At 64.5% G+C, this 26,031-nt stretch carries 27 protein-coding genes; 8 read left to right on the top strand and 19 right to left on the bottom strand.

The features are described from left to right. Positions 1-42: 42 nt before the first annotated feature. Positions 43-447, bottom strand: coding sequence for a YciI family protein (locus GPL20_RS33410; RefSeq protein WP_157335947.1), 405 nt, complete (start codon positions 445-447; stop codon positions 43-45). A 138-nt stretch (positions 448-585) separates the two neighbouring features. Continuing rightward, positions 586-1,005, bottom strand: a complete 420-nt coding sequence (locus tag GPL20_RS33405; RefSeq protein ID WP_157335945.1) for a YciI family protein — start codon at positions 1,003-1,005, stop codon at positions 586-588. Positions 1,006-1,263: 258 nt separating this feature from the next. Between GPL20_RS33405 and GPL20_RS33400 the strand changes: the two genes are divergently transcribed. From GPL20_RS33400 to GPL20_RS33380, 5 genes are all read left to right on the top strand, one after another. Then, positions 1,264-2,052, top strand: coding sequence for an SDR family NAD(P)-dependent oxidoreductase (locus GPL20_RS33400; protein ID WP_157335943.1), 789 nt, complete (start codon positions 1,264-1,266; stop codon positions 2,050-2,052). A 165-nt stretch (positions 2,053-2,217) separates the two neighbouring features. Continuing rightward, positions 2,218-2,655, top strand: coding sequence for a hypothetical protein (locus GPL20_RS33395; protein WP_157335941.1), 438 nt, complete (start codon positions 2,218-2,220; stop codon positions 2,653-2,655). A 289-nt stretch (positions 2,656-2,944) separates the two neighbouring features. Continuing rightward, positions 2,945-3,289 (top strand): hypothetical protein, encoded by a 345-nt coding sequence (locus GPL20_RS33390; RefSeq protein WP_254125419.1) that lies wholly within the window; start codon positions 2,945-2,947, stop codon positions 3,287-3,289. A 109-nt stretch (positions 3,290-3,398) separates the two neighbouring features. After that, entirely contained in the window at positions 3,399-3,608 is a 210-nt protein-coding gene (locus GPL20_RS33385) for a hypothetical protein (protein WP_157335939.1), read from the top strand. Positions 3,609-3,982: 374 nt separating this feature from the next. Further along, on the top strand, positions 3,983-4,333 hold the full coding sequence (locus GPL20_RS33380) for a hypothetical protein (protein ID WP_157335937.1): 351 nt from the start codon (positions 3,983-3,985) through the stop codon (positions 4,331-4,333). Between the two features lie 99 nt (positions 4,334-4,432). On the opposite strand, the gene GPL20_RS33375 is transcribed toward GPL20_RS33380, so the two are convergent. The 4 genes from GPL20_RS33375 to GPL20_RS33360 all read right to left on the bottom strand — a co-directional run bounded on the left by GPL20_RS33375 (position 4,433) and on the right by GPL20_RS33360 (position 7,251). Then, entirely contained in the window at positions 4,433-4,846 is a 414-nt protein-coding gene (locus tag GPL20_RS33375) for a VOC family protein (RefSeq protein ID WP_157335935.1), read from the bottom strand. A gap of 28 nt (positions 4,847-4,874) precedes the next feature. Further along, a complete protein-coding gene (locus tag GPL20_RS33370; RefSeq protein WP_157335933.1) occupies positions 4,875-5,411 on the bottom strand; it encodes an SRPBCC family protein in 537 nt (178 codons plus the stop codon). Positions 5,412-5,599: 188 nt separating this feature from the next. Further along, the gene (locus GPL20_RS33365; protein WP_254125421.1) at positions 5,600-6,886 is read right to left on the bottom strand and encodes an RNA polymerase sigma factor; all 1,287 of its coding nucleotides are present in this window, start codon (positions 6,884-6,886) and stop codon (positions 5,600-5,602) included. Beyond that, positions 6,883-7,251 carry a YciI family protein gene (locus tag GPL20_RS33360; RefSeq protein WP_007614296.1) on the bottom strand — a complete coding sequence of 123 codons (369 nt, stop codon included), beginning with the start codon at positions 7,249-7,251 and terminating at the stop codon, positions 6,883-6,885. Before GPL20_RS33360 ends, GPL20_RS33365 begins: the two co-directional genes overlap by 4 nt. 142 nt (positions 7,252-7,393) lie before the next feature. Between GPL20_RS33360 and GPL20_RS33355 the strand changes: the two genes are divergently transcribed. Further along, positions 7,394-8,359, top strand: a complete 966-nt coding sequence (locus GPL20_RS33355; RefSeq protein ID WP_157335931.1) for a 2-hydroxyacid dehydrogenase — start codon at positions 7,394-7,396, stop codon at positions 8,357-8,359. A 116-nt stretch (positions 8,360-8,475) separates the two neighbouring features. Here GPL20_RS33355 and GPL20_RS33350 read toward each other — a convergent pair whose 3' ends face one another. Further along, positions 8,476-9,120 carry a TetR/AcrR family transcriptional regulator gene (locus GPL20_RS33350; RefSeq protein WP_157335929.1) on the bottom strand — a complete coding sequence of 215 codons (645 nt, stop codon included), beginning with the start codon at positions 9,118-9,120 and terminating at the stop codon, positions 8,476-8,478. Positions 9,121-9,248: 128 nt separating this feature from the next. On the opposite strand from GPL20_RS33350, the gene GPL20_RS33345 reads away from it, so the two are divergent. Beyond that, positions 9,249-9,893 carry a glutathione binding-like protein gene (locus GPL20_RS33345; protein ID WP_157335927.1) on the top strand — a complete coding sequence of 215 codons (645 nt, stop codon included), beginning with the start codon at positions 9,249-9,251 and terminating at the stop codon, positions 9,891-9,893. Between the two features lie 103 nt (positions 9,894-9,996). Here the strand turns inward: GPL20_RS33345 and GPL20_RS33340 are convergent, their stop codons facing one another. From GPL20_RS33340 to GPL20_RS33295, 10 genes are all read right to left on the bottom strand, one after another. Next, positions 9,997-10,764, bottom strand: coding sequence for a substrate-binding periplasmic protein (locus tag GPL20_RS33340; RefSeq protein WP_157335925.1), 768 nt, complete (start codon positions 10,762-10,764; stop codon positions 9,997-9,999). A gap of 36 nt (positions 10,765-10,800) precedes the next feature. Beyond that, positions 10,801-11,151: a c-type cytochrome gene (locus GPL20_RS33335; protein ID WP_246251158.1), complete on the bottom strand. Its 351-nt coding sequence runs from the start codon at positions 11,149-11,151 to the stop codon at positions 10,801-10,803. 88 nt (positions 11,152-11,239) lie between these two features. Next, on the bottom strand, positions 11,240-12,958 hold the full coding sequence (locus GPL20_RS33330; RefSeq protein ID WP_157335922.1) for a pyrroloquinoline quinone-dependent dehydrogenase: 1,719 nt from the start codon (positions 12,956-12,958) through the stop codon (positions 11,240-11,242). Between the two features lie 425 nt (positions 12,959-13,383). After that, positions 13,384-14,688: a TRAP transporter large permease gene (locus GPL20_RS33325; protein WP_157335920.1), complete on the bottom strand. Its 1,305-nt coding sequence runs from the start codon at positions 14,686-14,688 to the stop codon at positions 13,384-13,386. 31 nt (positions 14,689-14,719) lie between these two features. Beyond that, positions 14,720-15,313, bottom strand: coding sequence for a TRAP transporter small permease subunit (locus GPL20_RS33320; RefSeq protein ID WP_212431363.1), 594 nt, complete (start codon positions 15,311-15,313; stop codon positions 14,720-14,722). Between the two features lie 10 nt (positions 15,314-15,323). Then, entirely contained in the window at positions 15,324-16,325 is a 1,002-nt protein-coding gene (locus GPL20_RS33315) for a TRAP transporter substrate-binding protein (protein ID WP_157335918.1), read from the bottom strand. Between the two features lie 33 nt (positions 16,326-16,358). After that, positions 16,359-18,017 (bottom strand): hydantoinase B/oxoprolinase family protein, encoded by a 1,659-nt coding sequence (locus GPL20_RS33310; RefSeq protein ID WP_157335916.1) that lies wholly within the window; start codon positions 18,015-18,017, stop codon positions 16,359-16,361. A 2-nt stretch (positions 18,018-18,019) separates the two neighbouring features. After that, positions 18,020-20,104: a hydantoinase/oxoprolinase family protein gene (locus GPL20_RS33305; RefSeq protein WP_157335914.1), complete on the bottom strand. Its 2,085-nt coding sequence runs from the start codon at positions 20,102-20,104 to the stop codon at positions 18,020-18,022. Positions 20,105-20,303: 199 nt separating this feature from the next. Next, positions 20,304-21,299 carry an alpha/beta fold hydrolase gene (locus GPL20_RS33300; protein ID WP_157335912.1) on the bottom strand — a complete coding sequence of 332 codons (996 nt, stop codon included), beginning with the start codon at positions 21,297-21,299 and terminating at the stop codon, positions 20,304-20,306. A 126-nt stretch (positions 21,300-21,425) separates the two neighbouring features. Next, a complete protein-coding gene (locus GPL20_RS33295) occupies positions 21,426-22,355 on the bottom strand; it encodes an NmrA family NAD(P)-binding protein (RefSeq protein WP_157335910.1) in 930 nt (309 codons plus the stop codon). A 113-nt stretch (positions 22,356-22,468) separates the two neighbouring features. Between GPL20_RS33295 and GPL20_RS33290 the strand changes: the two genes are divergently transcribed. Continuing rightward, a complete protein-coding gene (locus GPL20_RS33290) occupies positions 22,469-23,104 on the top strand; it encodes a TetR/AcrR family transcriptional regulator (protein WP_157335908.1) in 636 nt (211 codons plus the stop codon). Between the two features lie 140 nt (positions 23,105-23,244). Here GPL20_RS33290 and GPL20_RS33285 read toward each other — a convergent pair whose 3' ends face one another. Beyond that, positions 23,245-24,066 carry an NAD-dependent protein deacetylase gene (locus GPL20_RS33285; RefSeq protein ID WP_157335906.1) on the bottom strand — a complete coding sequence of 274 codons (822 nt, stop codon included), beginning with the start codon at positions 24,064-24,066 and terminating at the stop codon, positions 23,245-23,247. Between the two features lie 74 nt (positions 24,067-24,140). Beyond that, positions 24,141-25,940 (bottom strand): cation:proton antiporter domain-containing protein, encoded by a 1,800-nt coding sequence (locus GPL20_RS33280; RefSeq protein ID WP_254125424.1) that lies wholly within the window; start codon positions 25,938-25,940, stop codon positions 24,141-24,143. Positions 25,941-26,031: the final 91 nt, after the last annotated feature.

Below are 26,031 nucleotides of genomic sequence, written 5' to 3'. Positions count from 1 at the left end.
TGTTGATCGATTGACGGCCGCGATTCATCGCGACCGCTGTGGCTATTTCTTCAGCTCGTCGAAGCCGGCTGCGGCCTCCTGCACGTCAGGCGGAAAGTCACTCATCTCCTGCACCTGGCGGATCTCGATGATTTCATTGGGCGAGGCCGGACACTTCTTCGCCCAGGCGATCGCCTCCTCCCGCGAGGCGACCTCGATCATCCAGTAGCCGCCCAGCACTTCCTTCGCCTCCGCGAAGGGACCGTCGGTCACGAGCGGCTCGCCGGTCGCAAAGGAGACGCGCGCCCCCATCGAGGGCGGGTGCAGGCCGTCGAGCGTGATCAGCACGCCGGCATCCTTCAGGGCCTCGTTGTAGCGCATCATCGCGGCAACGCGCTCAGGATCGAGCTGCACGTCCGGCGGCGCGCTCTCGTAACCGAGCGGGATCATCAGCATCATGAATCGCATGGGGGGTCCTCGTTACGCTCAGCCATTCCGGGATGCGCCGGAAGGCGCAGGTCCGGAATCCATTGATCGACGATCTCCGCGGCCCGATGGATTCCGGGCTCGATGCTGCGCATCGCCCCGGAATGACGGGTGGAGAGGCTAATGCTTCGCCGCATGCGCGCGCGTGCGCTCTTCCTGCTCGCGCAACTCGGGCGTGAAGGCCTCGCCAAAATCCTCGGCCGAAAACACCTGGCGGATCTCGATCTCGGAGCCGGGATCGAACGGCGCGCGCTTCATCCAGGCGATCGCCTCGTCGAGCGAGGCGGTCTTGATCAGCCAGAAGCCGGATATCAGATCGGGCGAGAGATCGAAGGGACCGCGGGTGACGCTCGCCTCCGACGGCGCCGAATACCCGACCCGGGCGCCCTTCACCGTCGGATGCAGGCCCTCGCCGGCCTCGATCACGCCGGCCTTGGCCATCTCCTCGTTGAACCTGCCCATGGCCGCCAGCATCTCCGTGGTCGGCATCTTGCCGGCCTCGGTATCCTGGTTTGCCTTGACGATCACCATGAAACGCATCGACGTGCTCCGTGAGAGTTCCCGCGGGCGAGACCAGCCGGGCCCGCATTCCCCTCTAAGACGAGCGATCTCTCGCCGATCCGACAGCGGGGCAGAAAATATCTGCAGGCCGCGCCGGCGCGACCGCGACAGGCGCATTCGGGGCCGCATCGGGATCGATAGGTTCGGCTTGAGGCCTTTCTTGCCGGAACGAAAGCGAAGTAAAACAGCCCGGCGCTCGCACACCAGCACCATTTCGGACACAGGATAGATCAGCCAATGCCGCCAGCCCCGCAGAAAGTCGCCCTCGTCACCGGAGCCGCACGCGGCATCGGGCTTGCGACCGCGAAGAAGTTCCTCGCCGAGGGTTGGCGCGTGGCGCTGCTCGACATCGAGGGCGAGCTGCTCGGCCAAGCGGTCGCCGAGATCGGCCAAGGCGAGGCGACGCTGGCGCTGACCTGCGACGTCTCGGACACGGCCGCGGTCGGCGCCGCCATGACCGCGATCGAGCGGCGGTTCGGCCGGCTCGATGCTCTCGTCAACAATGCCGGCATTGCCGTGTTCGCGCCGCTGATGGAGACGTCGGAGGCCGACTGGCGGCGCGTGCTCGACGTCAACCTCACCGGCCCGTTCCTCTGCACCAAGGCTGCGGTGCCGCTGATGCGCGATGGCAACGGCGGCGCCATCGTCAACATTACGTCGATCTCGGCCGTGCGCGCCTCGACGTTGCGCTCGGCCTACGGCACCAGCAAGGCGGGCCTCGCGCACCTCACCAAGCAGCTTGCGGTCGAGCTCGCCTCGCTCGGCATCCGCGTCAACGCGGTCGCGCCGGGGCCGGTCGACACCGCGATGGCGAAGCAGGTGCACACCAAGGAGATCCGCGCCGACTATCACGACGCCATTCCGCTCAATCGCTACGGCCTGGAGGAGGAACTCGCGGAGGCGATCTTTTTCCTGTGCTCGGGACGCGCGAGCTACATCACCGGCCAAATTTTGGCCGTTGATGGCGGCTTCGATGCGGCGGGTATCGGTCTGCCGACGCTGCGTGGCGAGCGGCGGAACGGATAGGCACGGAACTTGTAAGTCGGGAAGTTCGTAGGATGGGTTAGCCCGAAGGCCTAACCCACCACTGTCTATCTCTGCGGAAACAAAAGAGGTGGGTTACGCCAGCGGACTGCGCTCCGCGCCGCCGCCGGCTAATCCACCCTACGGTATCGAGTTGGTGGAGGCCTTATGCGACGCATCACCTACGTCACAGCCTTGATGCTCGCATCTGCGCTGCTCGCCACCGCACCGGTGCGAGCCGAGATCCGCATCATCCAGTCGCCCGGCGGAGAGGTCGGACCGTTCCTCGATCTGTTCGAGAAAGTGCGCGAGAGCGGCGAGCGCGTGGTGATCGACGGTCCCTGCCTGTCCGCCTGCACGCTGGTGCTGAGCATCGTGCCGGGCGAGCGCATCTGCGTCACGAAACGCGCGGTGTTCGGCTTCCATGCGGCGCGTTCGGTCGACCGGCGCGGACGCTTCTATGCCGAGCCGGAAGCATCCGAAGCGGTGCTCCAAGCCTATCCCGGCCCGGTGCGCGACTGGATCAGCCGCCGCGGCGGCCTCTCGTCGCGACTGCTTCTGTTGAAGGGACGCGACCTCGCGGCAATCTATCCGCGCTGCCGCTGAGCATCCGGCAGCCGGCGCGATGTGACCGGGACGAATCCGCTCCTGTCCGGCGATTAGGCAATCTTGCGAAATTCCGGCTCTGCGGCCGGCGAATCCGCTCAACCGCTTCGCAACGCCTGCCCAATTTACGCGATTTGCAGCCTGTCCCGACCGTTTATGATGATGCCTGCCGGACTGAGGCCGCTCCGAGGTCGCAATGGCCACGGGGCCGTCACAATTTCAGCGGTGGTCACAGGCTAGGATGGTTCCGCTTTTTCAAGATTACTCATTTTCAAACGGGTCGCAGGCCGTGCAGCCCCTCGATTTTCACTACCGCCTGTCGGATCAGGGACGCATCGTCCTTGGCCAGCTGAACTCCGAAGAGACCGCCGAATTCGAGCTGCTGTCGCGCCGCGATCGCGAGGGGCTGATGGACCGGGCATCGGAGCTGCGGCTGCTCGAGCTCTATGTGAAGTACACGGGCTCGGGCACTCGGGCTACGCTCGCACCGCAGGAGCCGATCCGGCAAGCGGGCGAGAAGCCGCGACGGCGGGGGCCGCAATCCGCGCGGACGGCGCGACCGCGCAACTACGTCCTTTCCATGATTGTCGTCGCAAGCGTCAGCTTCACGCTCATTGCATTGCTCGCGAGCTGACACATGACGCGGCGGCGAAAATGCGTTGCCTCTGTGACCGCGTCACACTAACGCCAACTTGGCTTGGCATACCTGAGGCCGCGCGACACAAATGTCTGCGGAGACGTTCATGACCGGCATCGGCACCGACGGACATGCGGACACGCAGGCGCAATCGCCCGCATCGCAATCGCTTCTGTCGCAATCGTCCCTGTCTCGAATGGGCGGCGAACAAGCGATCGGCATCGCGTTCCTGCTCACGAGCACCGTGGCAACGCTTGGCTGGTTCTACGCTCTCTCAGAGGGCGCCATGGCCATCGCAAACTGGCTGATGTCCTAAAAGAACCTCTGAATCATCTGCGTCAATTCCATGCTTGCGCAGATGAGCATACCCCAAAGTGCAAAGTTGATTTGTAGCGCCGTCGCCATCGGTCGCTCCCCTTCCAAGTCACGCCCACCCCTGTTTGTAGAATTTGTGAATATGATTAGCGATTCTGTCGCGGAGTTCACAGCCTAATATTGCGCCAATTGTTGTGCGATGCGGGCCGCACCTTTTCACGAAGCGGCCTCACTGCTCTCGCAAAGTGATGCGACAGCAAGACTCCATATTCGGCCATGCCGGCCACGTCATTTCCCTTTGGTTCCATTCAACCGACGCGATGCAAGGTCTCCCAGGCGGATTCTGCGTGTCACGCACCACACCAAGGATCCGGCATGATACGACACGGCTTTCTCTTGCTCACTTTTTGCGCAGCACTGCTGGGATGCACTGTCGCGCCTGCGCAGGAGCGCCGTTCGATCGCATGGGATGGTCTTGGCCGGAATCCGAATCGGCCCCCCGTCACGAAGCAGCGCGTGGCCAGTCCCCCGCCTGCCGAGAGTGATCCCAATCAGGAGCGGGAAAGAGTGCTCGGCACGTTGCGCCCCTACTCCGAGGCATGGTGGGCGGTCCATGACGAAATCGAAGCGGAGAACGACAGGCGACTCGGCGCCAAGCTCGTGATCTGCCCGCGCTGCGTTCCATCACCGCCGCCGGGCGAGGACACCACCGGGTCGATTCGCTAAAGTCAGATCAATCGCAATTGGCGCGGCACTGTGCGTGCGCCCCCTCCCGATACAATGGGGAGAGGGAGCGCCGCGTGGTGCATCAGGCAAGTGCGCCTGTCACATCCCCTCCGCAGGGCAGTTCACCATCCAGGGAATGCCGAACTTGTCGACGCACATGCCAAAGCCCTTGGCCCAGAACGTCTTGCTGAAGGGCATGGTGACGGAGCCGCCGTCGGCGAGCGCGTTGAACTTGCGCTCGCCGTCCGCGGGGTCCTTGACCGTGAGCGAGATCGAGAAGCCCTGCGGCTTGTGAAAATGCTCGGCCGGCGCGTCGGAGGCCATCAATACGCTGCCGTCGGGCAGTGACATCCGCGCGTGCATGATCGTCTTCTCGCGGCCGGGGGCCGCGGGCATGTCCGGCGGCGCATCCGATGCACGCATCATCGCGTCGATCTTGCCGCCGAGCACCTTGGCGTAGAAATTGAACGCTGCTTCACAGGTGTCCTGATAGAACAGATAGGCATTGAGCATCGTCTTTCTCCCTGGGTAATAAGTCTTGCTACTTCTCGGTGAGCTTCTTCAGGCTGCCGAGCCCGGCCTCGAAGTCCTTGCCGATCATGCTGTCCATGTTGATGAACACCTGCATCACCTTGGACAGGAACGGCGCCGGGCCGTACATCGCCCACGTCACCAGTGTGGCATCGCCTTGCGGCACAAAGGTGAACTCGGCGGTGTTGTGGCCTTCGAAGGGACGTTCGAAATCGAGCTTGATGCGAAGCTTCGACGATGCGTTCGCCTCGAGGATCTCCATGTGGCCGGCCCCGACATTGTTGTTCCCGTCCCACGCATAGGTCGCGCCCTTGCCGACAGCGGTTCCGCCAAAGGTCCGCTTCATGGCGGGATCGCGATTCTCGTAGGGTGACCAGGCGGTCCAGCGGTGGAAATCGGCGACCGCGGGATAGATCGCATCGGCCGGCGCTTTCACGGCGAGGCTGCGCTCGACGCGGAACGTGTCGGGCTTGGTGAGGGCAAAGACGAGGACGGCGGCAACTCCGACCGCAAGTGCGACGGCGACGACGGCAAAGGCTTTCAGCATGAATGGCTCCCTGGATACAGGATTAAGACGAAGGGGAGAGGCTGGGGCCGACAATTGGCTGGAAACAATTTTGGTCGTCATTCCGGGATGGTCCGCAGGACCAGACCCGGAATCTCGAGATTCTCAGGTGCGCAACTGCGCACCATAGTTCGGTCCTGCGGACCGCCCCGGAATGACGCGAAGCCGCGTCACTTCGCCTTCGCGCTTTCCTTCGGCTTCGGCTGGCTGTCCCGGATCAGGCGATCCAGATGCATGCGGATGTGGGCGGCTTCCGCCGAGGTGTTGGCGAGCGCGATGGCGCGGTCGAAGGCGATGCGGGCCTCGTCGTTGCGGCCGAGCTGCATCAGGAAGGCACCGCGCACGCCGTAGAAATGGAAATAGTTGGCGAGCTTCGGCGCCAGCGGCTCGATCAGATCGAGCGCGGCTTGCGGTCCGCGCACCTTGGAGACCGCGACCGCGCGGTTGAGCGTCACCACCGGCGAGGGCTGCACCAACTCCAGCGCGCCATAGAGCAGGTCGATCTGGGTCCAGTCGGTCTCCTCGGGCCTCAAAGCGCGCGCATGCAGCGCCGCGATCGCGGCCTGGATCTGGTAGGGCCCGCTGCGGCGGTGGCGCATCGCCTTGTCGATCAGCGCCAGCCCCTCCGCGATCATGGTGCCGTTCCACAGCGAACGGTCCTGGTCTTCCAGCAAGATCAGCGAGCCATCGTCCGCAAAGCGCGCGGCGCTGCGCGCATGCTGGAGCAGGATCAGAGCCGTCAGGCCCATGATCTCCGGCTCGCTCTGGAACAATCGCAGCAGCAGCCGCGCCAGGCGGATCGCCTCCTCGCAGAGCGGCTTGCGAAGCTCCGCAGTCTCGCCGCTCGCCGAATAGCCCTCGTTGAAGATCAGGTAGATCATCGCCGCGACACCGGCGAGTCGCTCAGAGCGCTCGACCGCGCCGGGCGCTTCGAACGGCGTCCCGGCTTCCGCGACCTTGGCCTTGGCCCGCGTGATACGCTGCTCCATCGCGGCGTCCGAGACCAGGAAGGCGCGGGCAATCTGCTTCACGGTGAGGCCGGAGACGATGCGCAGCGCGAGCGCGATCTGCTGCGTCGCCGGGAGCTGCGGATGGCAGCAGATGAACATCAGCCGCAGGATGTCGTCGCGGTAGTGCGAGCCGTCGAGCCGTTCGGCGAGCGCGCCTTCGGCATCGCCGAGGTCGGAGATCGCCTGGTCATCCTCGGGCAATGGCTGCTGCTTGCGGGTGCGGCGAACCTCGTCGATCGCGACATTGCGCCCGACCATGATCAGCCAGGCCGCGGGATCGCGCGGCGGCCCGTTCTGCGGCCAGGCCCTGAGCGCACGGAGGCAGGCGTTCTGGAACGCCTCTTCTGCGGTGTCGAGATCGCGGAAATAGCGCAGCAGCGCGCCCACCGCCTGGGGTCGCGCCGAGGTCAGCGCGGTCTCGATCCAGGCGGCATCGGTGTCGCTCACGTCAAATTCCCTCCGGGCCGGAACACGCCGACGGGACGCACTTCATAGGCGCCGCCGGGGTTGGCCGCGCCGAGGTCGCGCGCGACGTCGAGGGCGTCGTCGAGATTCTTGCAGTCGACGATGTAGAAGCCGAGCAGCTGCTCCTTGGTCTCGGCATAGGGACCGTCGAGCACCAGCGGCGGGTCTTCCTTGCGCAGGGTCGCGGCGGCCGTGGTCGGCAACAGCCGCGCCACCGGGCCGAGCCGACCCTGCTGTGTCAGCTTCTCCTGCACCACGGCGAGCTTCTTCATCACGGCCTCGTCCTGGTCCTTGCTCCAGGAGCCGACGAAGTCCTCATCATGATAGCAAAGGATGGCGTAAAGCATGGGCGACATTTCCTTGGGTCTTGTCCTGAAGACGATCCACTATGCCCCGCCCCGACAGGACTGCGGAAAAAATTTGCAAGAAAAATCCGACAGATCGTGCCAAGGAGAGCCCGCAAGCGCGGAACTCGACGAGGCACTTCGAATGACCCAAGGCACACTGGCCGTCCTGATCAACAGCACACAGCAAAACTGGCTGCCGGAGCGCTGGAAGGTCCGGTTCGACGCGGTCTGCGGCGGCCGCCGCGTGGTGCTGCTGCCCGATGCGGGGCTCGATCCGGCCGAGGTGCACTATGCCGCGGTGTGGAAGCCGGTGCCGGGCGACCTCGGCGCCTTTCCCAATCTGCGGGCGATCTTCAATCTCGGTGCGGGCGTCGATGCGCTGATGGCTGACAAGAGCCTGCCCGACGTGCCGCTGGTCCGCGTCGCCGTGCCCGATCTGACCAATCGCATGACCGAATATGTCGTGCTGCACGTGCTGATGCACCACCGCCAGGAGCTTTACCTGCGGCAATCCCAGCGCGAGAAGCGCTGGGAGCCGACATATCAGTGGCCGGCGAGCGCGGTCACGGTTGGCGTCATGGGCCTCGGCACGCTGGGTGCCGACGCAGCCGATGTGCTGCGGCGGCTCGGCTTCCGCGTCGCCGGCTGGAGCCGCAGCCCGCGCACCATTGAGGGCGTCGAGTGCTTCCATGGCGCGGACGGAATGGATGCGTTCCTGCGCAAGACCGATATCCTCGTCAGCCTGCTGCCGCTGACGCCTGATACAAACGGCATCCTCAACCGCGACGTATTTACAAAACTCAACCGCAAGAGCCCGTTCGGCGCGCCTGTGCTGATCAATGCCGGCCGCGGCGGCTTGCAGAACGAAGCCGACATCCTTGCCTGCCTCGATGACGGCACGCTGGGCGCCGTCTCGCTCGACGTCTTCGTGCAGGAGCCGCAGCCGGCGGACAGCCGGTTCTGGACCCATCCCAAGGTGCTGCTGACGCCGCACAATGCGGCGGACACCGACGCGGACGCCATCTCGGCCTATGTCGCCGAGCAGATCGCGCGCTTCGAGGCGGGCGGCGCGCTGGAGAATGTGGTGGATCGAGCAAGGGGATATTGAGGCTTCGCTTCCAGCCTAAAGCATGATCCGGAAAAGTGTGAAGCGGTTTTCCGAAAAGATCATGCTCAAACAACAACCTAAAGCGCGATGACGATTCATCCCAATCTCATCGCGCTTTAGCGCTTGGTCCCCACCATCACGTCGATCGCGCCTTTCACGAGCGCCTCCAGCTCCTTGCGCGGAACGCGGGCGCGCGAGCGGATGGCGATCGAGTGCACGGTCGACGACGCGAGTTGCGCCAGCACGGCCGGATCGGCGCGCTCCGGCAACTCCCCGTTCTCGATGGCGCGGCGGAAGCAACTCGTGAAAGCCTTGTCGAGCTCGGCGAGACCGTCGAGCACCATGGCGCGAATCTCGGGATCACCGACGGCTTCGGACGCTGCGGTCACCACCGTGAAGCAGCCGCGCGGACCGGTGTCGCCGGACAGATAGATGTTCAGCGCGGACGCGAAGATGCGCTCCAGCCGCTGGCGCACGGGCATCTCCTGGCGAAAGATCTCCACCATCGCTGCGCGCGCTTCCTCGCGATAGCGCTGGTAGCTCTTGATGTAGAGCTCCCGCTTGTCGCCGAAAGCGCCATAGAGGCTCGGGCGATTCATGCCGGTGGCTTCGCTGAGATCGTCCAGCGACGTCGCGGCAAATCCCTGCCTGCGGAACAGGTCGAGCGCCTTGCCGAGTGCAACATTGGGCTCGTAAGCGCGGGGGCGGCCACGACGCTTGGGCGCGTTGGCTGCGGCGGGCGGCTTCGATTTTTGTACCATTTCGCAAAATAATCCTTGACCGGCCATATATTATGCAAGACAGTACAAAAATCAATCTGGCCAGGTTGTGCGACGTCCCAAGAGACATGCCAGGACGATACCGAAGGAATTGCCCAAGGAGGCTACAGATGGATCTCTATTTCTCGCCGCTTGCCTGCTCGATGGCGACGCGGGTTGCGCTGTACGAAGCCGGCGCCGAAGCGAATTATCTCGAAGTCGACCCGCCGACGAAGAAAGTGCTGAGCGACGGCACAGACTTCCGCTCCGTCAACCCGATCGGCCTGGTGCCGACGCTGCGCACCGACGAGGGCGTGGTGCTGACCGAGAACGCGGCGATCCTGCAATATGTCGCGGACCGCTTCCCGCAATCCGGCCTCGGCGCCACCGCGGGCATCGAGCGCACGCGGCTGCATCAATGGCTCTGCTTCATTGGCACCGAGCTGCACAAGGCGCTGTTCATCCCCCTGCTCGACCGCAAGGCGCCGCAGGAAGCCAAGGCCTATGCGCTGGAGAAGAACCTGTCGCGGCTCGACTATCTCGACAATCATTTGAAAGGCCGCGACTTCCTGCTCGACCATTTCAGCGTCGCGGACGCCTATCTCGTCACGGTCATCAACTGGACCATGGCGACACCGCCGATCGAGCTCGCAAAATGGCCGAACCTGAAGGCCTATTACGAGCGCATGCGGCAACGCCCGTCGGTCGCGAAGGCGATCGCGGAGGAGTTCGAGCTGTACAAGGCCGAGCAGGCGCGGAAGAAGGCGGCGGCGTAATGACACGCGAATTCGCCCGCCGTCCCGGCCGGGACGGCGGGCGATTGTGCAAAGCCAGTCTTCCATATCTCCCGACCGGATGCTCCGGACCTGTTGCCCGTCGCTACCTTGGCGCTTGCAGCACGACCCCGTAGCGGCCGTAGATCCGATCGATCGAGCCGTCTTTCCGCAATCGTTCAATGGCTCCATCGATGGCTTCGCGCATCGCATCATCCGGACGGACCATGCCGACGGCGACGTTCCAGTTGAGATCGGCCACGCTCTCGTCGCGATCCAGGATGCGAAGCGCCTTGTCCGGATGCGTCAGATTGAAATAGCTTGCCGCCGTGGGTGTGACCGCAGCGGCATCGATCTCATGGTTTGACAGGGCGTCGAGGCTGTCGCTCTCGAAGCCGAAGGTCGACGTAGGCACGTGCCGTCGACCGATGATCATGGCTGCCATGGATCCGACCTGCACCCCCACTTTGGTATGCTCGTTGAGGTCGAGGAACGAGGCCAGCGTGCTGGATGATGGCACGGCGAGTGCGACGCCTGTGCGATAATACGGTTTTGAGATCCTCAAGCGGGTCTCGCCCTGCGCCTCGCGGTCGGCGATGACATCGAGAAGAATGTCACAGCCGGCGCTCCGCATCTGGTATTGGGTGATGATCCAGTCGAGCCGCAGCGACACGCCGAGCTCGCGTGCCAGCGCCTGCCCCAATTCAACCTGAAAGCCGGGAGGATTGCCGGCCTTGCTCGCGAACGGAAGCGAGTTGGGATGGGCGCATAGTCCGAGCACGCCGGACGAACGGATCGCATCCAGGGTTCGCGCCTGCACCGGACCGGACAGTCCGATGACGGCGCCGACCACAAGCGGGAGAACTGTCTTCATTCCGCGTCCTCGTATCGATCGACCGGCCTCGGCGATTCATCCCTCCCGCGGCTTCAAGGCGCGGATGTATTTGACCATCAGATCGATCTGCGCGTCGGTGAAGGCCCCGCCGAATGCCGGCATCGCGCCAGACTTGCCGTTCTTGATGCGGTTATGCAGAAAGTCGTCGTCGCGCGGCGAATTCATCAGTTGCGGTCCCTTGCCGGCAGCCCGGCCGCCGTCGGAGTGACAGAAGCCGCAAGTCCCCGCGAACAACTGATCGACATCGAATGTCCCGTTCTCAGGTGCAGGGGTAGCAGACTGCGCTTGAACCTGTGCGGCACAGAGCGACGAGGCGCCCAGCACCGCCGATAGCAGCGCAGTGCAGTTCTTCAAATGCAATTTCAAGGTATCCAGCTCCATGTCCCGAAGCACGCCCGCAACTCCAATGCACGGGGAGCGGGCTTGCGCCTGCTCCCCGGCAATCTGCGATGGTCTATTTCAGGCTGAAGACGATGAGCGCTCCGTCGTCGCGCGGCATGCTCTTGTAGACGCCGCCGAAGTTCGGCGCGTACTCGTCCGCCAGCATACCGCCAAAGCCTGCGGTCACGGCAATGTACTGTTTGCCGTTGACGGAATAGCTGACGATGCCGCCCTGATGGCCGGTGCCATTGTTGTGATTCCAGAGCTCGGTCCCGGTTTCAGCATCGTAGGCATGGAGGATGCCGCGCGAGTCGGGCACGAATACGAGATTGCCCGCGGTCGACAGGACACTCCCAAGCGGCGGCTCGGGATAGCGAACCTCCCACTTCTTGGCTCCGGTGATGGGATCGCGCGCGTCGAGATGTCCATAGATCTCGCCGCCCGGAGGGGGCGCCATCTTGAAGTCGGCGCCGATGTTGAGCTGGACCTGGGGCGCGGTGACCGGCGTCGTCTTCTGAACGTCGAGCGTCATGCACCATTCCTGGCCGATCTTGTAGTAAAGGCCCGTCTTCGGGCTGTATGATCCGGCGTTCCAGCTGATGCCACCACCAATGAACGGACACAGCGGCGGTTCGGTGACCTTCCCCGCGGTGAAGTCGCGACGGCCGATCAGCGCGCCGGTCTTGGGATCGATATCCTTGACGAAGTTGATGTTCTCAACCAGCCGCCAGACGTTCTTCACACCGAGATTGCGGTCGTAGACGAAGACGAAGCCGCCCTTGTTCGGATGAACCACGTATTTCTGGCCGTCGCGCTCGAGCATCACGAACTCGCCGACGGCGCTGTCGAAGTCCCAAGCGTCGTGCGGCAGTTCCTGATGATAGAATTTCAGCTTTCCCGTATCGATGTCGAGACCGATCACCGAGCTCGTGTAGAGATTGTCGCCGGGACGCGCACCTTGCGTCTTGTAATCGGCGCCCGACCAATCGTAGAGCGGCGCGGGATTCGCGGTGCCCCACAGGATGGTGTTGGTCTCGGAGTCGTAGGTGCCCGGCATCCAGCCGCCGCCCCCGCCTGTGCGCCAGGAATCGCTCCCCCACGTCTTCATGGCCTCGTCGGTGCCTGCGACCGTCAGGAACTCCCACTTCTTCTTTCCGGTGGTGGCATCCACGGCGAAGATCGGGCCGCGGCCCGGCCATTCACCGCCTTGCGCTCCGATGATCACCGTACCCTTCGCGTAAAGCGGCGCGCCGGTGAAGCCGACCGTGAGCTTCTGCGAGTCGATCAGCCTGGTTTCCCAGAGGACCTTCCCCGACTTCGCGTCCAGCCCGAACAGACGGCCATCCATCGTACCGACAAAGACCTTGCCTTCGCCGAGAGCTACACCGCGGTTGTAGGGCGAGTGGGTCTGTCGGCTGATGAGCGCCTCGTCCAACTCCGGGAAGTACGACCAGATGACCTCGCCCGTTGCGCCGTTCAGCGCAAACACCCGGCTATAGGAACCCGAGTAGTAGAGCACGCCGTCGGCCACCAGCGGCATTGACTGCAGGCCACGGGTCGAGCGTCCGGGAATGTGGATCCAGGCGACGCTCAGATTTCCGACGTTGCTCGCATTGATCTGCGCGAGCGGGCTGTAGTGATAGGATTTGTATGAACCGTGATAAGTCAGCCAATCGTTCTGACCGGCGCCGTCGATCCGGGCAGTATTCACTGTTTGGGCCAACGCCGACGACACGATCAGCGTCGCGCCAGCAACAAGAGGTAGACCAGAACTACGCCAACGCTTCTTCATCCGTTCCTCCCGTTCTATTGTTTGTTGAAATTTGCGTCTAACGTCGCCGCGAGGGACGTTAGCGGCTCGCTACATGTCGGTTCCTCTCCATCGCATATGAGTTTCTGCCAACAGTTCTCGATCTCTCTCGGCGGACACCGCCAAAAGGAGCTACATTCATTGGATCGGTTGCTGTAGCGCTCCTGCTCGCTCGCATAGAGTACGCCGGATGACAGGGAGCGCAAAGATGGAATGCGCACCGGGCGTGAATTTGACGCGCGGTGCGAATTGGAAACGTCAGTTGCGCTGACCGTTTGTCTCGCCAGGATGTCGAAGGGGCGTCGATGCCGCTGCCGGACCTCGACAGGCGGTGGTGCGGCGCATCCTCCCAGTCAAATCAACGCACCGACCGTTTACCCGCAGTCAAACGCGCTCGCCAATGGCCATTATCCGTACAGCACCCGCGGCAGGATCGTGACGATACCGGGCCAGATCGTCAGCAGCAGCACGAAGCCGACCATGATCATCAGATACGGCAGCGTGACGCGTGCGATGTAGCCGAGGCCGTCTTCGGTCAGGCCCTGGATCACGAACAGGTTGAACCCGACCGGCGGGGTGATCTGCGCCATCTCGACGGCCAGCACCAGGAACACGCCGAACCAGACCTCGTCGAAGCCGGCACCCTTCACGATCGGCAGCACGATCGGCAGCGTCATCACGATCATCGAGAAGCCGTCGAGGAAGCAGCCGAGGACGAGATAGAAGATGACCAGCACGACGATCAGCATGAAGGGCGACAGGCCCAGGCCTTTGACGAAGGCTGCGACTGCCTGCGGGATGCCGAGAAAGGCAGCCGCGTTGCCGAGGATCGAGGCGCCGAGCACGATCAGCGCAATCATCGAACAGGTGACGACCGAACCGATCAGCACGTCCCGCATCACCTGCTGCGACATCGCGCCTTGCGCCCAGGCCACCAGTGCGGCGCCGAGCACGCCGACGGCCGCCGCTTCCGACGGGGTCGCGAGCCCGCCATACATCGAGCCGAGCACGCAGGCGATCAGGAACAGCGCCGGTGCGAGATCCTTCAGCGCCGCGAAGCGCTCGCTCCACGGCACTTGCGAGAGTTTTGCTTCCGTCTCCGGGACCATCGTGCCGTTGAGGCTCGTGTGCAGCATCACCCAGGCCATGAAGGTGGCCGCCAGCAACAGGCCGGGCAAGACGCCGGCGGTGAACAGCTTGAGGATCGAGACGTCGCCGAGCACGCCATAGATGATCATGATGTTGGACGGCGGAATCAAAAAGCCGAGCGTGCCGGCGCCGGCGAGCGAGCCGATCGCGATGTCGCGGGAATAACCGCGACGCAAGAGCTCGTTGAGCGACATGCGGCCGATCACCTGCGTCGTCGCCGCCGAGGAGCCGGAGATCGCCGCGAAGATGGTGCAGCCGATCACGTTGACATGCAGAAGGCGGCCCGGCAGCAGCCCTGCCCAGGGCGCGAGCCCCTGGAACAGCGAACGTGACAAGCGGGTGCGAAAGAGCAGCTCGCCCATCAGGATGAACAGCGGCAGTGCCAGGAGCTCTTGCGTGGTCAGGATGTTCCACGCGTATTGCGGCAGCAGCTTGTCGAGTGGGATCGAGCGGAACATCGCCAGCAGCAGCGTGGCGGTGAGCGCGAGCGTGAGGCCGATCCACACGCCGCAAGCCAGCAACGCAAACAGGATCGCGAACAGGGCGACGACTTCGATGGTCATGCGATCTCGAATCCGATGGCGGGCAAGGCGTTCATTCGACGGGCGAGGCCTTCATGCGATGATCCTCCAGCGGCAGGCCGAGCACGGCCTGGATCGCGCGCGCCAGGAACTGGAGCGTCAGCAGCAGCATGCCGAAGGTGACGACCGCTTCGGGAAACCACAGCGGCGTATCGCTCGAGGTCGAGACCTGACCACGCACATAGGCGCCGAACGCGAACTTCGCCATCGCCGACGTCAGGAACGCCATGAAGGCGAAGCCGGCCGCCGCCGACAGGATCTCGAGCGCGCGCTGCACCGGCGCCGGCGCGTTCTTGAGCAGCAGGACGACACGGATGTGACCGCCGACGCGCAAGGTCATGGCGGCGCCGAAGGTAAAGGACGCCGCCATCAGATAAGACGAGTACTCCCAGGCGATCGAGATGCTCGGCGGGAAGAACGACAGGAAGTTCGAGAGGAAGCGCGTGGCGACCTCGCACAGCATCAGCAGGGTCAGCATCAACAGACAGCCACCGCCGATCCAGCCGTCGAGCCGGCCGAGGCGATCGATGCCGTCGAGCAGGATACGCAGCGGCGCCGGCGCCGCTGCATTGAGGCTCTGCGGAGCTTCGGGCGAGACGCTCACCACGACTTGCCGCTCAGCCACGCTTCATTTCGGCGAGATAGGCCCGCACCGGCTTGTCGGCTGCCGGCACGCGCTTGAGGAAGGCATCGAGCTGCGGCGCGGTCTTGCTGCGGATGTCCGTCATCATCGCGTCCGAGACCGGGATCACCTCCATGCCGCCCTCCTTGAGACGGTTAAGGCTGTCGACGTCGGCCTTGAGCGAGTTCGCCCAGAAGCCGGGCTCCATCTTGGCGGCGATATCCGCGACGAGCTTCTGTTGATCGCTGGAGAGTGCTTTCCAGGAGTCGAGATTGACGGTGAGCATCTGCGACGACCAGACGTGGTTGGTCGGGTAGATGTATTTGAGGAATTCCCAGAACTTGCCGTCAACGCCCGACACCGCCGAGGTGGAGACGCCGGAGACCGCGCCAGAAGCAAGCGCGGGGATGGTCTCGCCCCAGGGGATCATCACCGGCGCCATGCCGACCACGGCCAGCATGTCGACGGCGTTCTTGTCGGGCACGCGGATCTTGATGTTCTTCAGGCCCTCGACGTCGGCGACCTTCACCTTGAGGTGCAGATATTGCGTCGGCCACGGCACGATGTAGAGGATCTTCTGGTTGTTGCGCGCGGCGACCTTCTCGTATTCGGGCCGCACATATTTGTGCAGCACCTTCAGTTCGTCCATCGAGCCGCACAGGAAGGGGATGCTCTCGACACCCATGAAGGGCTCGTCACCGACCTGCTGGATGTTGAGGACGTCGGCGAGCGGCACCAGGCCATCGCGCACGGCCCGCAGATGCTCGGGACCCTTGAAGCCGAGCTGGCCGCCGGCCTTCACGGTGATGTTGACCGAGCCGCCGCTCTGCTTCTTCACCTCTTCCGCGAAGGCAAAAGCGTTCTGGGTGTGGAAATTGCCGTCGGGCCACACCGTCGACATGTCCCAGTTCGCCGTCGCCGCGCGGGCGCGGGTCGAGATGTGACCGGCGGCGAGCAGCGTCGCTGCGCCCGCGGTGAAGTTCCGTCGCGTGATCATTGAGCCCCTCCGTTTACCAAGCGCACTGACGTGTCAGCGCGCGTACCCATAAACTGCAACCGCATTGTCAGCGGACACGAGGCCGCTTTCGATGTCGTCCTTGACCGCCGCGCGGTCGCGCTCCGTGGGAGCGCCGATGCCGGCGCCGCCGGGCGTGTGCACCACCAGCCGGTCGTCCGGCGGCACCTGCTGGAAGCCCTTACCACGCAGCTTCTTGCCGGACTTGAGGCCGACGTAACCGGCCTCGCCGTTCTTGCCACCGTCGCGCCCGCGCGGCGGATGATCGATGCGGTCGAAGGCGGCCAGGATATCGAACGGCGCATCGACGCCGCTGCCGACCTCGATGATCTGGCCGAGGCCGCCGCGGGTGCGCCCTGCCCCACCAGAATCCGGACGCAGCTCCTTGCGCCAGAAGATCAACGGCGTCTGCGTCTCCGCGATCTCGACCGGCGTGCCGCGCACGCCACTTGGGTAAGCAGTCGCCGACAGCCCGTCCTTGCCGAAGCGCGCGCCGGTGCCGCCATTGGAGGTCACCGCCATCGAGAACCCGTAATTGCCGCCGATGCCCGAACGGGTCTGTCCACGCACGTTGAGATTCCACAGGCACGAGGTGCCTTCCGCCGGCACCCGCTCGGGAATGATCTGGCGCAGGCAGCCGAACACGACATCCGGCAGCATCTGGCCGATGATGTGGCGCGAGGCGACCGGCGCCGGCTTCGGCGCGTTGAGGATCGCGCCTGCCGGCGCCGACACCGTCAGCGGCGAGAGCGACCCGGCATTGTTCGGGATCTGCGAGGCGACGACGCAGCCGAGACCGAACACGGTATAGGCAGTGGTGTAAGACAAGGGCACGTTGATGCCGAACTTCGAGGCGGCCGAGGTGCCGTCGAAGTCGACGTGGATGCCCTCGTCCGAGATCGTCAGCGTCGCCGCCAGCGTCACCGGCGCATCATAGCCGTCGACGACCATGGTGTTGCGCCAGCTTCCCTTCGGCAGCTTTGCGATCTCGGCCAGCACGGCCTCGCGCGAGCGGTCGCAGATGTAGTCGCCGAGCTCGTCCAGCGTGTCGATGCCGAACTCGGTCATCATCTCGACCAGGCGCTCGCAGCCGACGTCGTTGCAGCCGGCGAGCGAATAGGTGTCCCCTTCGGTGTCGATCGGCAGACGCGTGTTGGTCCGGATCATCGCCATCAGCGTCTCGTTGACGACGCCCTGGTCGATCAGCTTCAGCATGGGGATGTAGAGCCCCTCCATGAACACGTCGGTGGCATCAGGCCCGAAGCCGATGCCGCCGATGTCCATGAGATGGCTGGTGCAGGAGAACAGCGCGACGACCTTGCCGTCCTTGAAGCAGGGCGTGGTGACGACGAAATCGTTGAGATGGCCGGTGCCCATCCAGGGATCGTTGGTGATGTAGGCGTCGCCCTCCTTCATGGTCTGAAGCGGAAAGTGGGCGATGAAGTGCTTGACCGATTCCGCCATCGAGTTGACGTGACCGGGCGTGCCGGTCACCGCCTGCGCCAGCATGCGGCCCTTGAGATCGAACACGCCGGCAGAGAGGTCGCCGCATTCGCGGACGATCGGACTGAAGGCGGTGCGGAGCAGCACTTGCGCCTGCTCCTCGACGACGGCGATCAGCCGGTGCCACATGATCTGGAGGTCGATCAGGCTCGCGCCATTTGCCTTGCTCATGATCAAGCCGCCTTTCGTTCCATGACGATGCTGCCGGCGCCGTCGATATGGGCGTCAAAATTGTTGGAGACGAAAGTCGACGTCTCGTCCTCGGCGATCACGGCTGGCCCCGCGATCGTGGCGCCCGGCGCCATGTCCTCGCGGCGATAGAGCGGGATCTCGATCACCTCGCCGGCGCGGCCATCGAAGAACTTGCGGCTGCCGGAGGCCTTGCCCGCGGGCCTGCGTGCAACGGCCGCGACCGCGGGCGGATTGCGCGCCTCGGTGGTCGCGAGCACCGACCAGCTCAACACCTCGATCGCAGCGCCCGGGATCGGCCGCTCGAACATCGCTGCATAATCCGCCTCGAATTTCTGGCGCAGACCGGCGAGATCAGCCGATGTCAGCCGCCGGTTCGGCAGCTCAACCGAGATCTCGTGACCCTGGCCGACATAGCGCATGAAGGCCGCGCGGCGTTCGCGCACCGGGGCGCCGGCGGCGCCCGGCTCGACCAGCGCGCGCGCTTCGGTCACCATCTCCTGGAGCAGGTCCGAGACCGCCTCGGTGTCGAAATCGTCGAGCCGGACATGACGGCTGCGCACCAGCTCATAGGCGATGGGAGCTGCGAGGAATCCGACCGCCGAACCGACGCCGGCATTCGACGGCACGATCACACGTGAGACGCCGATCTTCTCGGCGACGCGCGCCGCATGCAGCGGCGCTGCGCCGCCGAAGGCGATCAGCGTGTGCTGGCCGACGATCTCGCCGCGCTCGACCGCATGCACGCGCGCCGCGCTTGCCATGTTTTCGCAGACGACCTCATGCACGGCATAGGCCGCGGTTTCCGCCGACAGCCCAAGCGGCTCACCGACGTCGCGGAGCAGCGCCTGTTTCGAAAGCTCCGGATCGAGCTTGATCGTGCCGGCCGCAAAGGCGTCGGGATCGATCATGCCGAGCGCAACGTCCGCATCGGTCACGGCCGGACGTTGGCCGCCGCGGCCGTAGCAGGCCGGCCCCGGCTCGGACGAAGCGCTCTCGGGGCCGACAGTGACGCGCTTCATGGCGTCGACATGCGCGATCGAACCGCCGCCGGCGCCGATCTCCACCATCTCGATCACGGGGATGCGCACCGGCAGGCCGGAGCCCTTGAGGAAGCGCGCGGCGCGATCGACCTCGAACACGCGCGAGGTCTCGGGCTGGTACTTCTCGATCAGGCAGATCTTCGCCGTGGTGCCGCCCATGTCGAAGGACAGCACCTTGCCCTCGCCGAGCCGCGCCGCGATCTGCGCCGCGAAAATGGCGCCGCCGGCGGGACCGGATTCGACGAGGCGCACCGGAAAACGCCGCGCCGTCTCGATCGAGGTGACGCCGCCGCCGGAGGTGACGAGATAGATCGCACCGCGGAATTGCTCGACCTGCAAGGCGTCCGCCATGCGCGCGAGATAACCGTCGATCAGGGGTTGCACATAGGCATTGGCAACCGCGGTAGACGTGCGCTCATACTCCCGGATTTCCGGGCACACCGCGGAGGACACCGTCACGGAGATGCCGGGCATCTCCTCGCTGATGATCGCGGCTGCGCGGCGCTCATGCTCGGGATTGGCATAGGAGTGCAGGAAGGCGATCGCGACGCTCTCGACGCCTCGCTCACGCAATTTTGGCGCGAGCGCGCGCACCGCCACCTCATCCAGCGCGAGCCGAACAGCACCGTGGGCGTCGATGCGCTCGGGCACGGTGAAACGCAGGCTGCGCGGCGCCAGCGGCTTCGGCTTGTCGATGCTGAGATCATATTGGTCGTAGCGGCTCTCGGTGCCGATATCGAGCACGTCGCGAAAGCCGTCGGTCGCAATCAGCGCCGTCCTGGCGCCGCGTCGCTCGATGATGGCGTTGGTCGCGAGCGTGGTGCCGTGAATGAAGACGTCGATGTCGCTGATATGCGCGCGCGCGTCGGTGAGAATGAGCCGCATGCCGTCCAGCACCGCCTGCTCGGGCCGCTGCGGCGTCGTCAGCACCTTGCGGGTTTTGCGATCCTGACCCACGTCCAGCACGATGTCGGTGAACGTGCCACCGATATCGACGGCAAGCCGTACCTCGGCTCCCTCAAGCATTCCAAATTCTCCGGCTGATCGTCAAAACTCGGGGTGAAAACGGAGCAATTTTCATACCAGCGAGCGCGTCGGTCGAGAAGGCGGTTTTGCGTGGCACCTATGCAGCATTGCCAACGTGGCTGGGTCAAGCTCTCTTGCAAGTCAGGGCCGGTTGTTCGACCGGCCCTGACCACGACGCTTTCCGAAAAGACGGCATTGCTCACGAACGGCTGGGCAGTGCGCGCATGAATTCAACGAGAGCGGCACTGACTTCGCCTGGTCGCTCCTGCTGGGTCCAATGGCCGCACCCCGGAAGCATCTGGACCTTTCGCAAGCCGGGAACGAGTGTCTTCAGATTTGCGAGCAACTGATCCGTTCCGGGAAAGGACAGCAGAAAGTCGCGATCGCCCGCCATGTAGAGCGCGGGTATGGTGACCTGAAGGCCCGTCAAGGCACCCGTGATTTCCCAATTGCGATCGAGATTGCGGTAATAGTTCAGCGCGCCGCGAAAGCCGGTCCGCTTGAACTCCTCGCCATAATGGTCGATGTCGCGCTCGCTGATCCACGACGGCAGTGTTGGCGGCGCGCCGGGTCCTTGCAGGAATCCGCCGCCCTTCGGGACCATCGCGAGATTCGGCGGTGTCCCGCCGGCCGCGCGGGATGCGGCCACACCGTCGCCGGACGCGCCAAACAGCATGTTGCGAAGGGTCGCACGCGGATCGCGTCCGAGTTCGGCCTCGGCAGGACCCGGCTCCTGGAAATAGAGCTGATAGAACTGCGCAGCCTCCGTGCGCGGCATGAGGCTGGTCGGTAGCGCCTTGGCGCGCGGCCGGAACGGGACGCTGAGCGCGGCGATGGCCTTGAAGCGATCAGGCCGCGTGAGCGCCGCCTGCCAGGCAACGCTGGCGCCCCAATCATGCCCGACGATGACGGCGGTCGGCACGCCCAATGCATCGAGAATGCCGACCATGTCTCCGACGAGATGCAGGATCGTATACTGGTCGATCGCCTGCGGCGCATCGCTCTTGCCGTAGCCGCGCATGTCGGGAGCGACGACACGGAAGCCGGCGGCAGCAAGATCGTCGATCTGATGCCGCCAGGAGTACCACGTCTCGGGGAAGCCATGGACCAGCAGGACCAGCGGGCCTTCGCCCTGCTCGGCAATGTTGAGGCGAATTCCGTTGGCTTCGATCATTCGTTGCGTTGTCTTGGTCATGTTTTCGTCCCGTTCCGAATTTGCCGCAAAGGCGCTCGATGACACTGTGAGCGGCGCCGCTTGCAATGCGAGCGGAGCCAGGGCCGCAGCCAAGAACCGGCGTCTGTCCATGAGCATTCCTCCCGCTTAAGCCGTCGCCTTCGCGGCGGGCGCAAGCAGCTCGGACTGTCGCTCGCGAACGAACTGCTCGAACGTCTTCGGCTCTACACCGCCGATTTTCGCGATGGCATCGGTGACAGCGAAGCGCGCGGTCTCGGCCGAGAGGCGGGCGGCCCGCAGCGACTTCCAGAGCGAGGAGAGGTGCTCGACCGCATGCGTGTTCCAGCCTCGCGCCAGCACCTCGCTGCGCCACTGCTCATCGCTGATTTCTTCGTAATGGATGTGCCTGTCGAAGACGCGCGCGAACGCCCGGACGATGTCTCCGACGGAATTGACGCTGCCGATGATGGGATACGCGGATCCCGCGGCTTGCTCCGGACCGGCAAGCAGACCGACAGCGACCCGCGCCACGTCTTCAGCCGAGATCAACGGCAGGATGGTGCCTTCATCGCCGAGCGGCAGGCGGATCGCACCGCGCTCCGGCAGGTTCGCACCGACGAGACGAGCCACGTTCTCGTAGAAGACGGTGGCCCGCAGATGCAGCGGCCCGACGCCGGCCCATTCGAACACCTGTTCGGACAAATAGTTCTGCCGCATGCGCGGTGTCGGCGCATCGATCGACGACTGGTACATCACGAGGTTGACGAGCCGCGCAATGCCATGCCGCCGCGCCGCGAACGCCATCGCCGCGGTTGCTTCCGCCAGTCCGTCCTGGACCGGATAGGCGAAATAGATCGACGAGACGCCCCTCGCCGCCTGTTCGACGGAGCGGACGTCAAGAAAGTCGCCGACGAAAATCTCCGCACCGAGTGACTTCAGCCGATCGGATCGGCTGTCGATTTGACGCACGAATGCTCGGACTTGGTGACCTCGCTGGAGCAGCATTTCGGACACATGCCGGCCGGTCTGACCTTGGGTGCCCCCTGCCGCGGAGGTCACGAGGGTAATTTTTGTCATCGTCTCGATCCTTTCCCATCTCGCCTGGTTCTGGTACGATGCGGTACCACGCAAGGAGCGATATGGTACCAAATGGTACCAATTCAAGGGGAAGCAAGGGGAAGATTGCGTCGATGAGTCCGAAGATCGAGCCGCGCGAAGACGACGCCGAAGGACATGAGGTCCGCAAGCGGATCCTGGGCGCAGCGCTTTCCGCGTTCATGGAAGGTGGTTACGCGCAGACCAGCACCCTGGAGATCGCAACGCGCGCACGCGTTTCAAAACGCGAACTCTATTCGCTGTTCGGCAACAAGGAGGCGATGCTGGTCGCCTGCATCACCGAGCGCGCCGAGCGGATCAAGGCACCGACGGACCTGCCTGCGCTCCGCGACAGGGAGATGCTGGCCAAAGTGCTCACCGCATTTGGAACGAAGCTTTTGACGGAAACGACCGATCCGGTCGTCGTCGCCGTGTTCCGGCTGGCGATATCCGAAGCCGTCCATGCGCCAAAGGTCGCGCATGCGCTGGACAGCATCGCCCGCAAGCCCATCCGCGAGTCGCTGCGAACGATCATGACGAACGCCAGATCGACGGGTCTTCTTGCCGGCGAGCCCGACGCGATGACCGAGACGTTCCTTGGACTGTTGTGGGGCGACCTGATGACAGGTCTGTTGCTGCAGGCAACCAATCGCCCGAGCACCGGCGAGATCGCGCGGCGAGCAGGCGAGGCGTCAACGGCGTTCCTGCGGCTCTATCCGAAGCCCGGCTAAAGCGCGATGGGATTAGGATGAATCGTCATCGCGCTTTAGGTTATTGTTTGAGCATGATCTCCGCGCAAACGCGTTCCGCGTTTGTCGCGACGGAAAACCGCTGCGCACTTTTCCGGATCATGCTTTAGCCGCCACCTCCCTCAGAGCAGGAATGCAAGCGCCGCCTCGCAGCGCTCCTCGACCTTCAGCGTCAGGAGATCGTCGGCGCGGGTGCGGCCGAGATTGACCGCCGCGATCGGGATGTTGCGCCGCGAGGCGGCCTGCACGAAGCGGAAGCCGGAATAGACCATCAGCGAGGAGCCGACGATCAGCATCGCGTCGGCCTGAGCCAGATGATCCTGCGCGGCGGCGACGATGTCGCGAGGGACATTCTCGCCGAAGAACACCACGTCGGGCTTGAGGATGCCGCCGCAGGCCTCGCAGGCCGGCACGTGGAACGAGGAAAAATCCTCGTGCTCCAGATCGGCGTCGCCATCAGGTGCATCGGCGGCATCGAGCGTCAGCCACGCCGCATTCGCCCGGCCAAGCGCCTGCTGAAACTCATCGCGCGGCGTCTTGCCGCCGCAGCCCATGCAGCGGACCAGATCGAGCCGGCCGTGCAGGTCGATCACCTGCCGGTGGCCGGCGGACTGATGCAGACGGTCGACATTCTGGGTCAGCAGCATCCCGCACCGGCCGTTCGCCTCGAGTCGGGCCAGCGCATGATGCGCATCGTTCGGCCTCGCCTGGCCGAACCGCCGCCAGCCGATCAGGCTGCGCGCCCAATAGCGCCGGCGCGTGTGCTCGTCCGACATGAAGGCCTGAAAGTTGACCGGCTGGGTCCGCTTCCAGTTGCCGTGGCTGTCGCGATAGTCGGGAATGCCCGAATTGGTGCTGCAGCCGGCGCCGGTCAGCACGAAAAGCCGTTCGTGCCGACCGATGAAATCCTGGAGCTGAGGGTTTGCCAGCGGAGCGTTGGTCATGGCGCAGATGTAGTCTGCGCGGGCAGATTTTGCCAGATCACGACGGTCGCGGCGCACGCCGCCCGGATAAGCGGCTAGCGCGGGGGCAGGCGCCCCGTGAGATCGAGCGGACGAGCTTTCTCTTGTCCTGCAATGCGGGCGGCCTGCTGCAGCGTCAGCCGAAATTCGTCCCGCTTCTCATGCACCGAGGCTATCGCATGCCCGACCGCAACTCCGAGGCCGACCAGTGCGGCTTCGGAAAGCTGCAGGCTTGCCTCGATGGTTTCCGGCACCGCATCGGTTGCGCCGATCGCATAGAGGTGGCGGGCATGATCGGCGTCCCGCGCGCGTGAAACGATCAGCACATCCGGCCGCACCGCGCGGATTCGCTCGACGACGGCATCGATCGCTGTTCGCGACTGAATGGTAATGATCACGCCGGTCGTTTGCATCAGGCCGCAAGCTTCGAGGAAGCCCGGTTCTGTCGCATCACCAAAATAGACCTTATGACCCTCCCGACGGTCGCGCGCCACGGCAACTGCCTCGTGATCGACCGCGATGTAGTCCAGACCATGGCTGGTCAGCAGCGAACAGACGACCTTTCCAACGCGGCCGTAGCCGACCACGATGGCCTGCGCCCGATCACCGGGCGGCCGAACCGCCAGTTCGGGATCTGGCGTGCGCTCGCTACCCAGCTTCGCGGCCAATCGTCGTCCGAGCAGGCCCAGAAGCGGCGTCAATGCCATCGTCACGGCGGTGATGGCGATGGCAAAGCTCGACACGTGAGGCTCGATCAGGCCGCCGGCCACCGCCATTCCGATGCTGACGAAAGCGAATTCGCCGACCGGCCCCAGCAGGAAGCCGATCTCGATCGCCGCCGGCCATGAGAGCCTGAAGAGACGGCCCAGGATGATGACCACGATTGCCTTGCCGGCGAGAATGCCGATAACGGCGGCCAGCAGCCAACCGGGCTCGCGCATGAACACGCGGAAGTCGATGGCCATGCCGACGGTGAAGAAGAAGATGCCGAGCAGCAGGCCCTTGAACGGCTCGACGGTGGCCTCAATGGCTTTGCCATACTCCGTTTCCGCCAGCATAAGCCCTGCAACGAATGCTCCGAGCGCCATTGACAGGCCCGCCTGGTGCGCGGCAAGGCCGGCGCCGACGATGACGAACAAGGTCGCGGCGACAAACAATTCCGTCGAATGGGTGCCCGCAACCGTCTGGAACAGCGGACGCATCAGCAGCCGTCCGAGCAGGATAAGGACGGCGACCGCGAGCACCGCCTTCAGGATCGCACTGGAGATGTGCGTCACGACGGAGCCGCCGCTGCCTGCGCCGAGCACCGAGACGAAGACCAGAATGGGGACTACTGCAAGGTCCTGGGCCAGCAGAACCGAGAAGCTGGCGCGACCGGCCGTGGTCGCAAGTCGTCTCTCGGCGGACAGAAGCTCGAGCACGATCGCCGTCGAGGACAGCGCAAGGCTCGCGCCAAGGATGACGGCCGTATCGGAGTTCTGCCCGGCGAGAAGCGCCGCACCGAAAATCATGGCGGACGTCGCCAGTACTTGCAAGCCACCAAGCCCGAACACCAGGCGTCGCATCGTCACGAGCCGCCTGAACGACAGCTCGAGCCCGATCAGGAATAGCAGGAATACGATGCCGAGATTGGCGATACCCTCGACGTTCTGCGCGTCCGCCACCGTGAACCAGTACAGGAACGGGAGGTCCCGAACGAGCGAGCCGAGCCCGAGCGGACCGAGAATGGCGCCGGCACCGAGATAGCCCAGGACGGGATTGATGCCCCAGTGACGGACAATCGGCACCACGACGCCGGCAGTACCGAGGACCACCAGCGCGTCACTGTAGGCATTGATGTTGATGGTTGTGGTCACGAGCCCGTCATGTGTCGGCGCTTGCCAATAGCGACAGCGTCGTCCACGGTCGATAGCACACGGCGCCGCAGCCCCCTACCCGCCCCTGACC

It is taken from the genome of Bradyrhizobium cajani, assembly GCF_009759665.1.
GTDB classification, from domain to species: domain Bacteria; phylum Pseudomonadota; class Alphaproteobacteria; order Rhizobiales; family Xanthobacteraceae; genus Bradyrhizobium; species Bradyrhizobium cajani.
The sequence above is the reverse complement of the archived record's forward strand: the minus strand, read 5'-3'. Positions and strand labels throughout refer to the sequence as shown.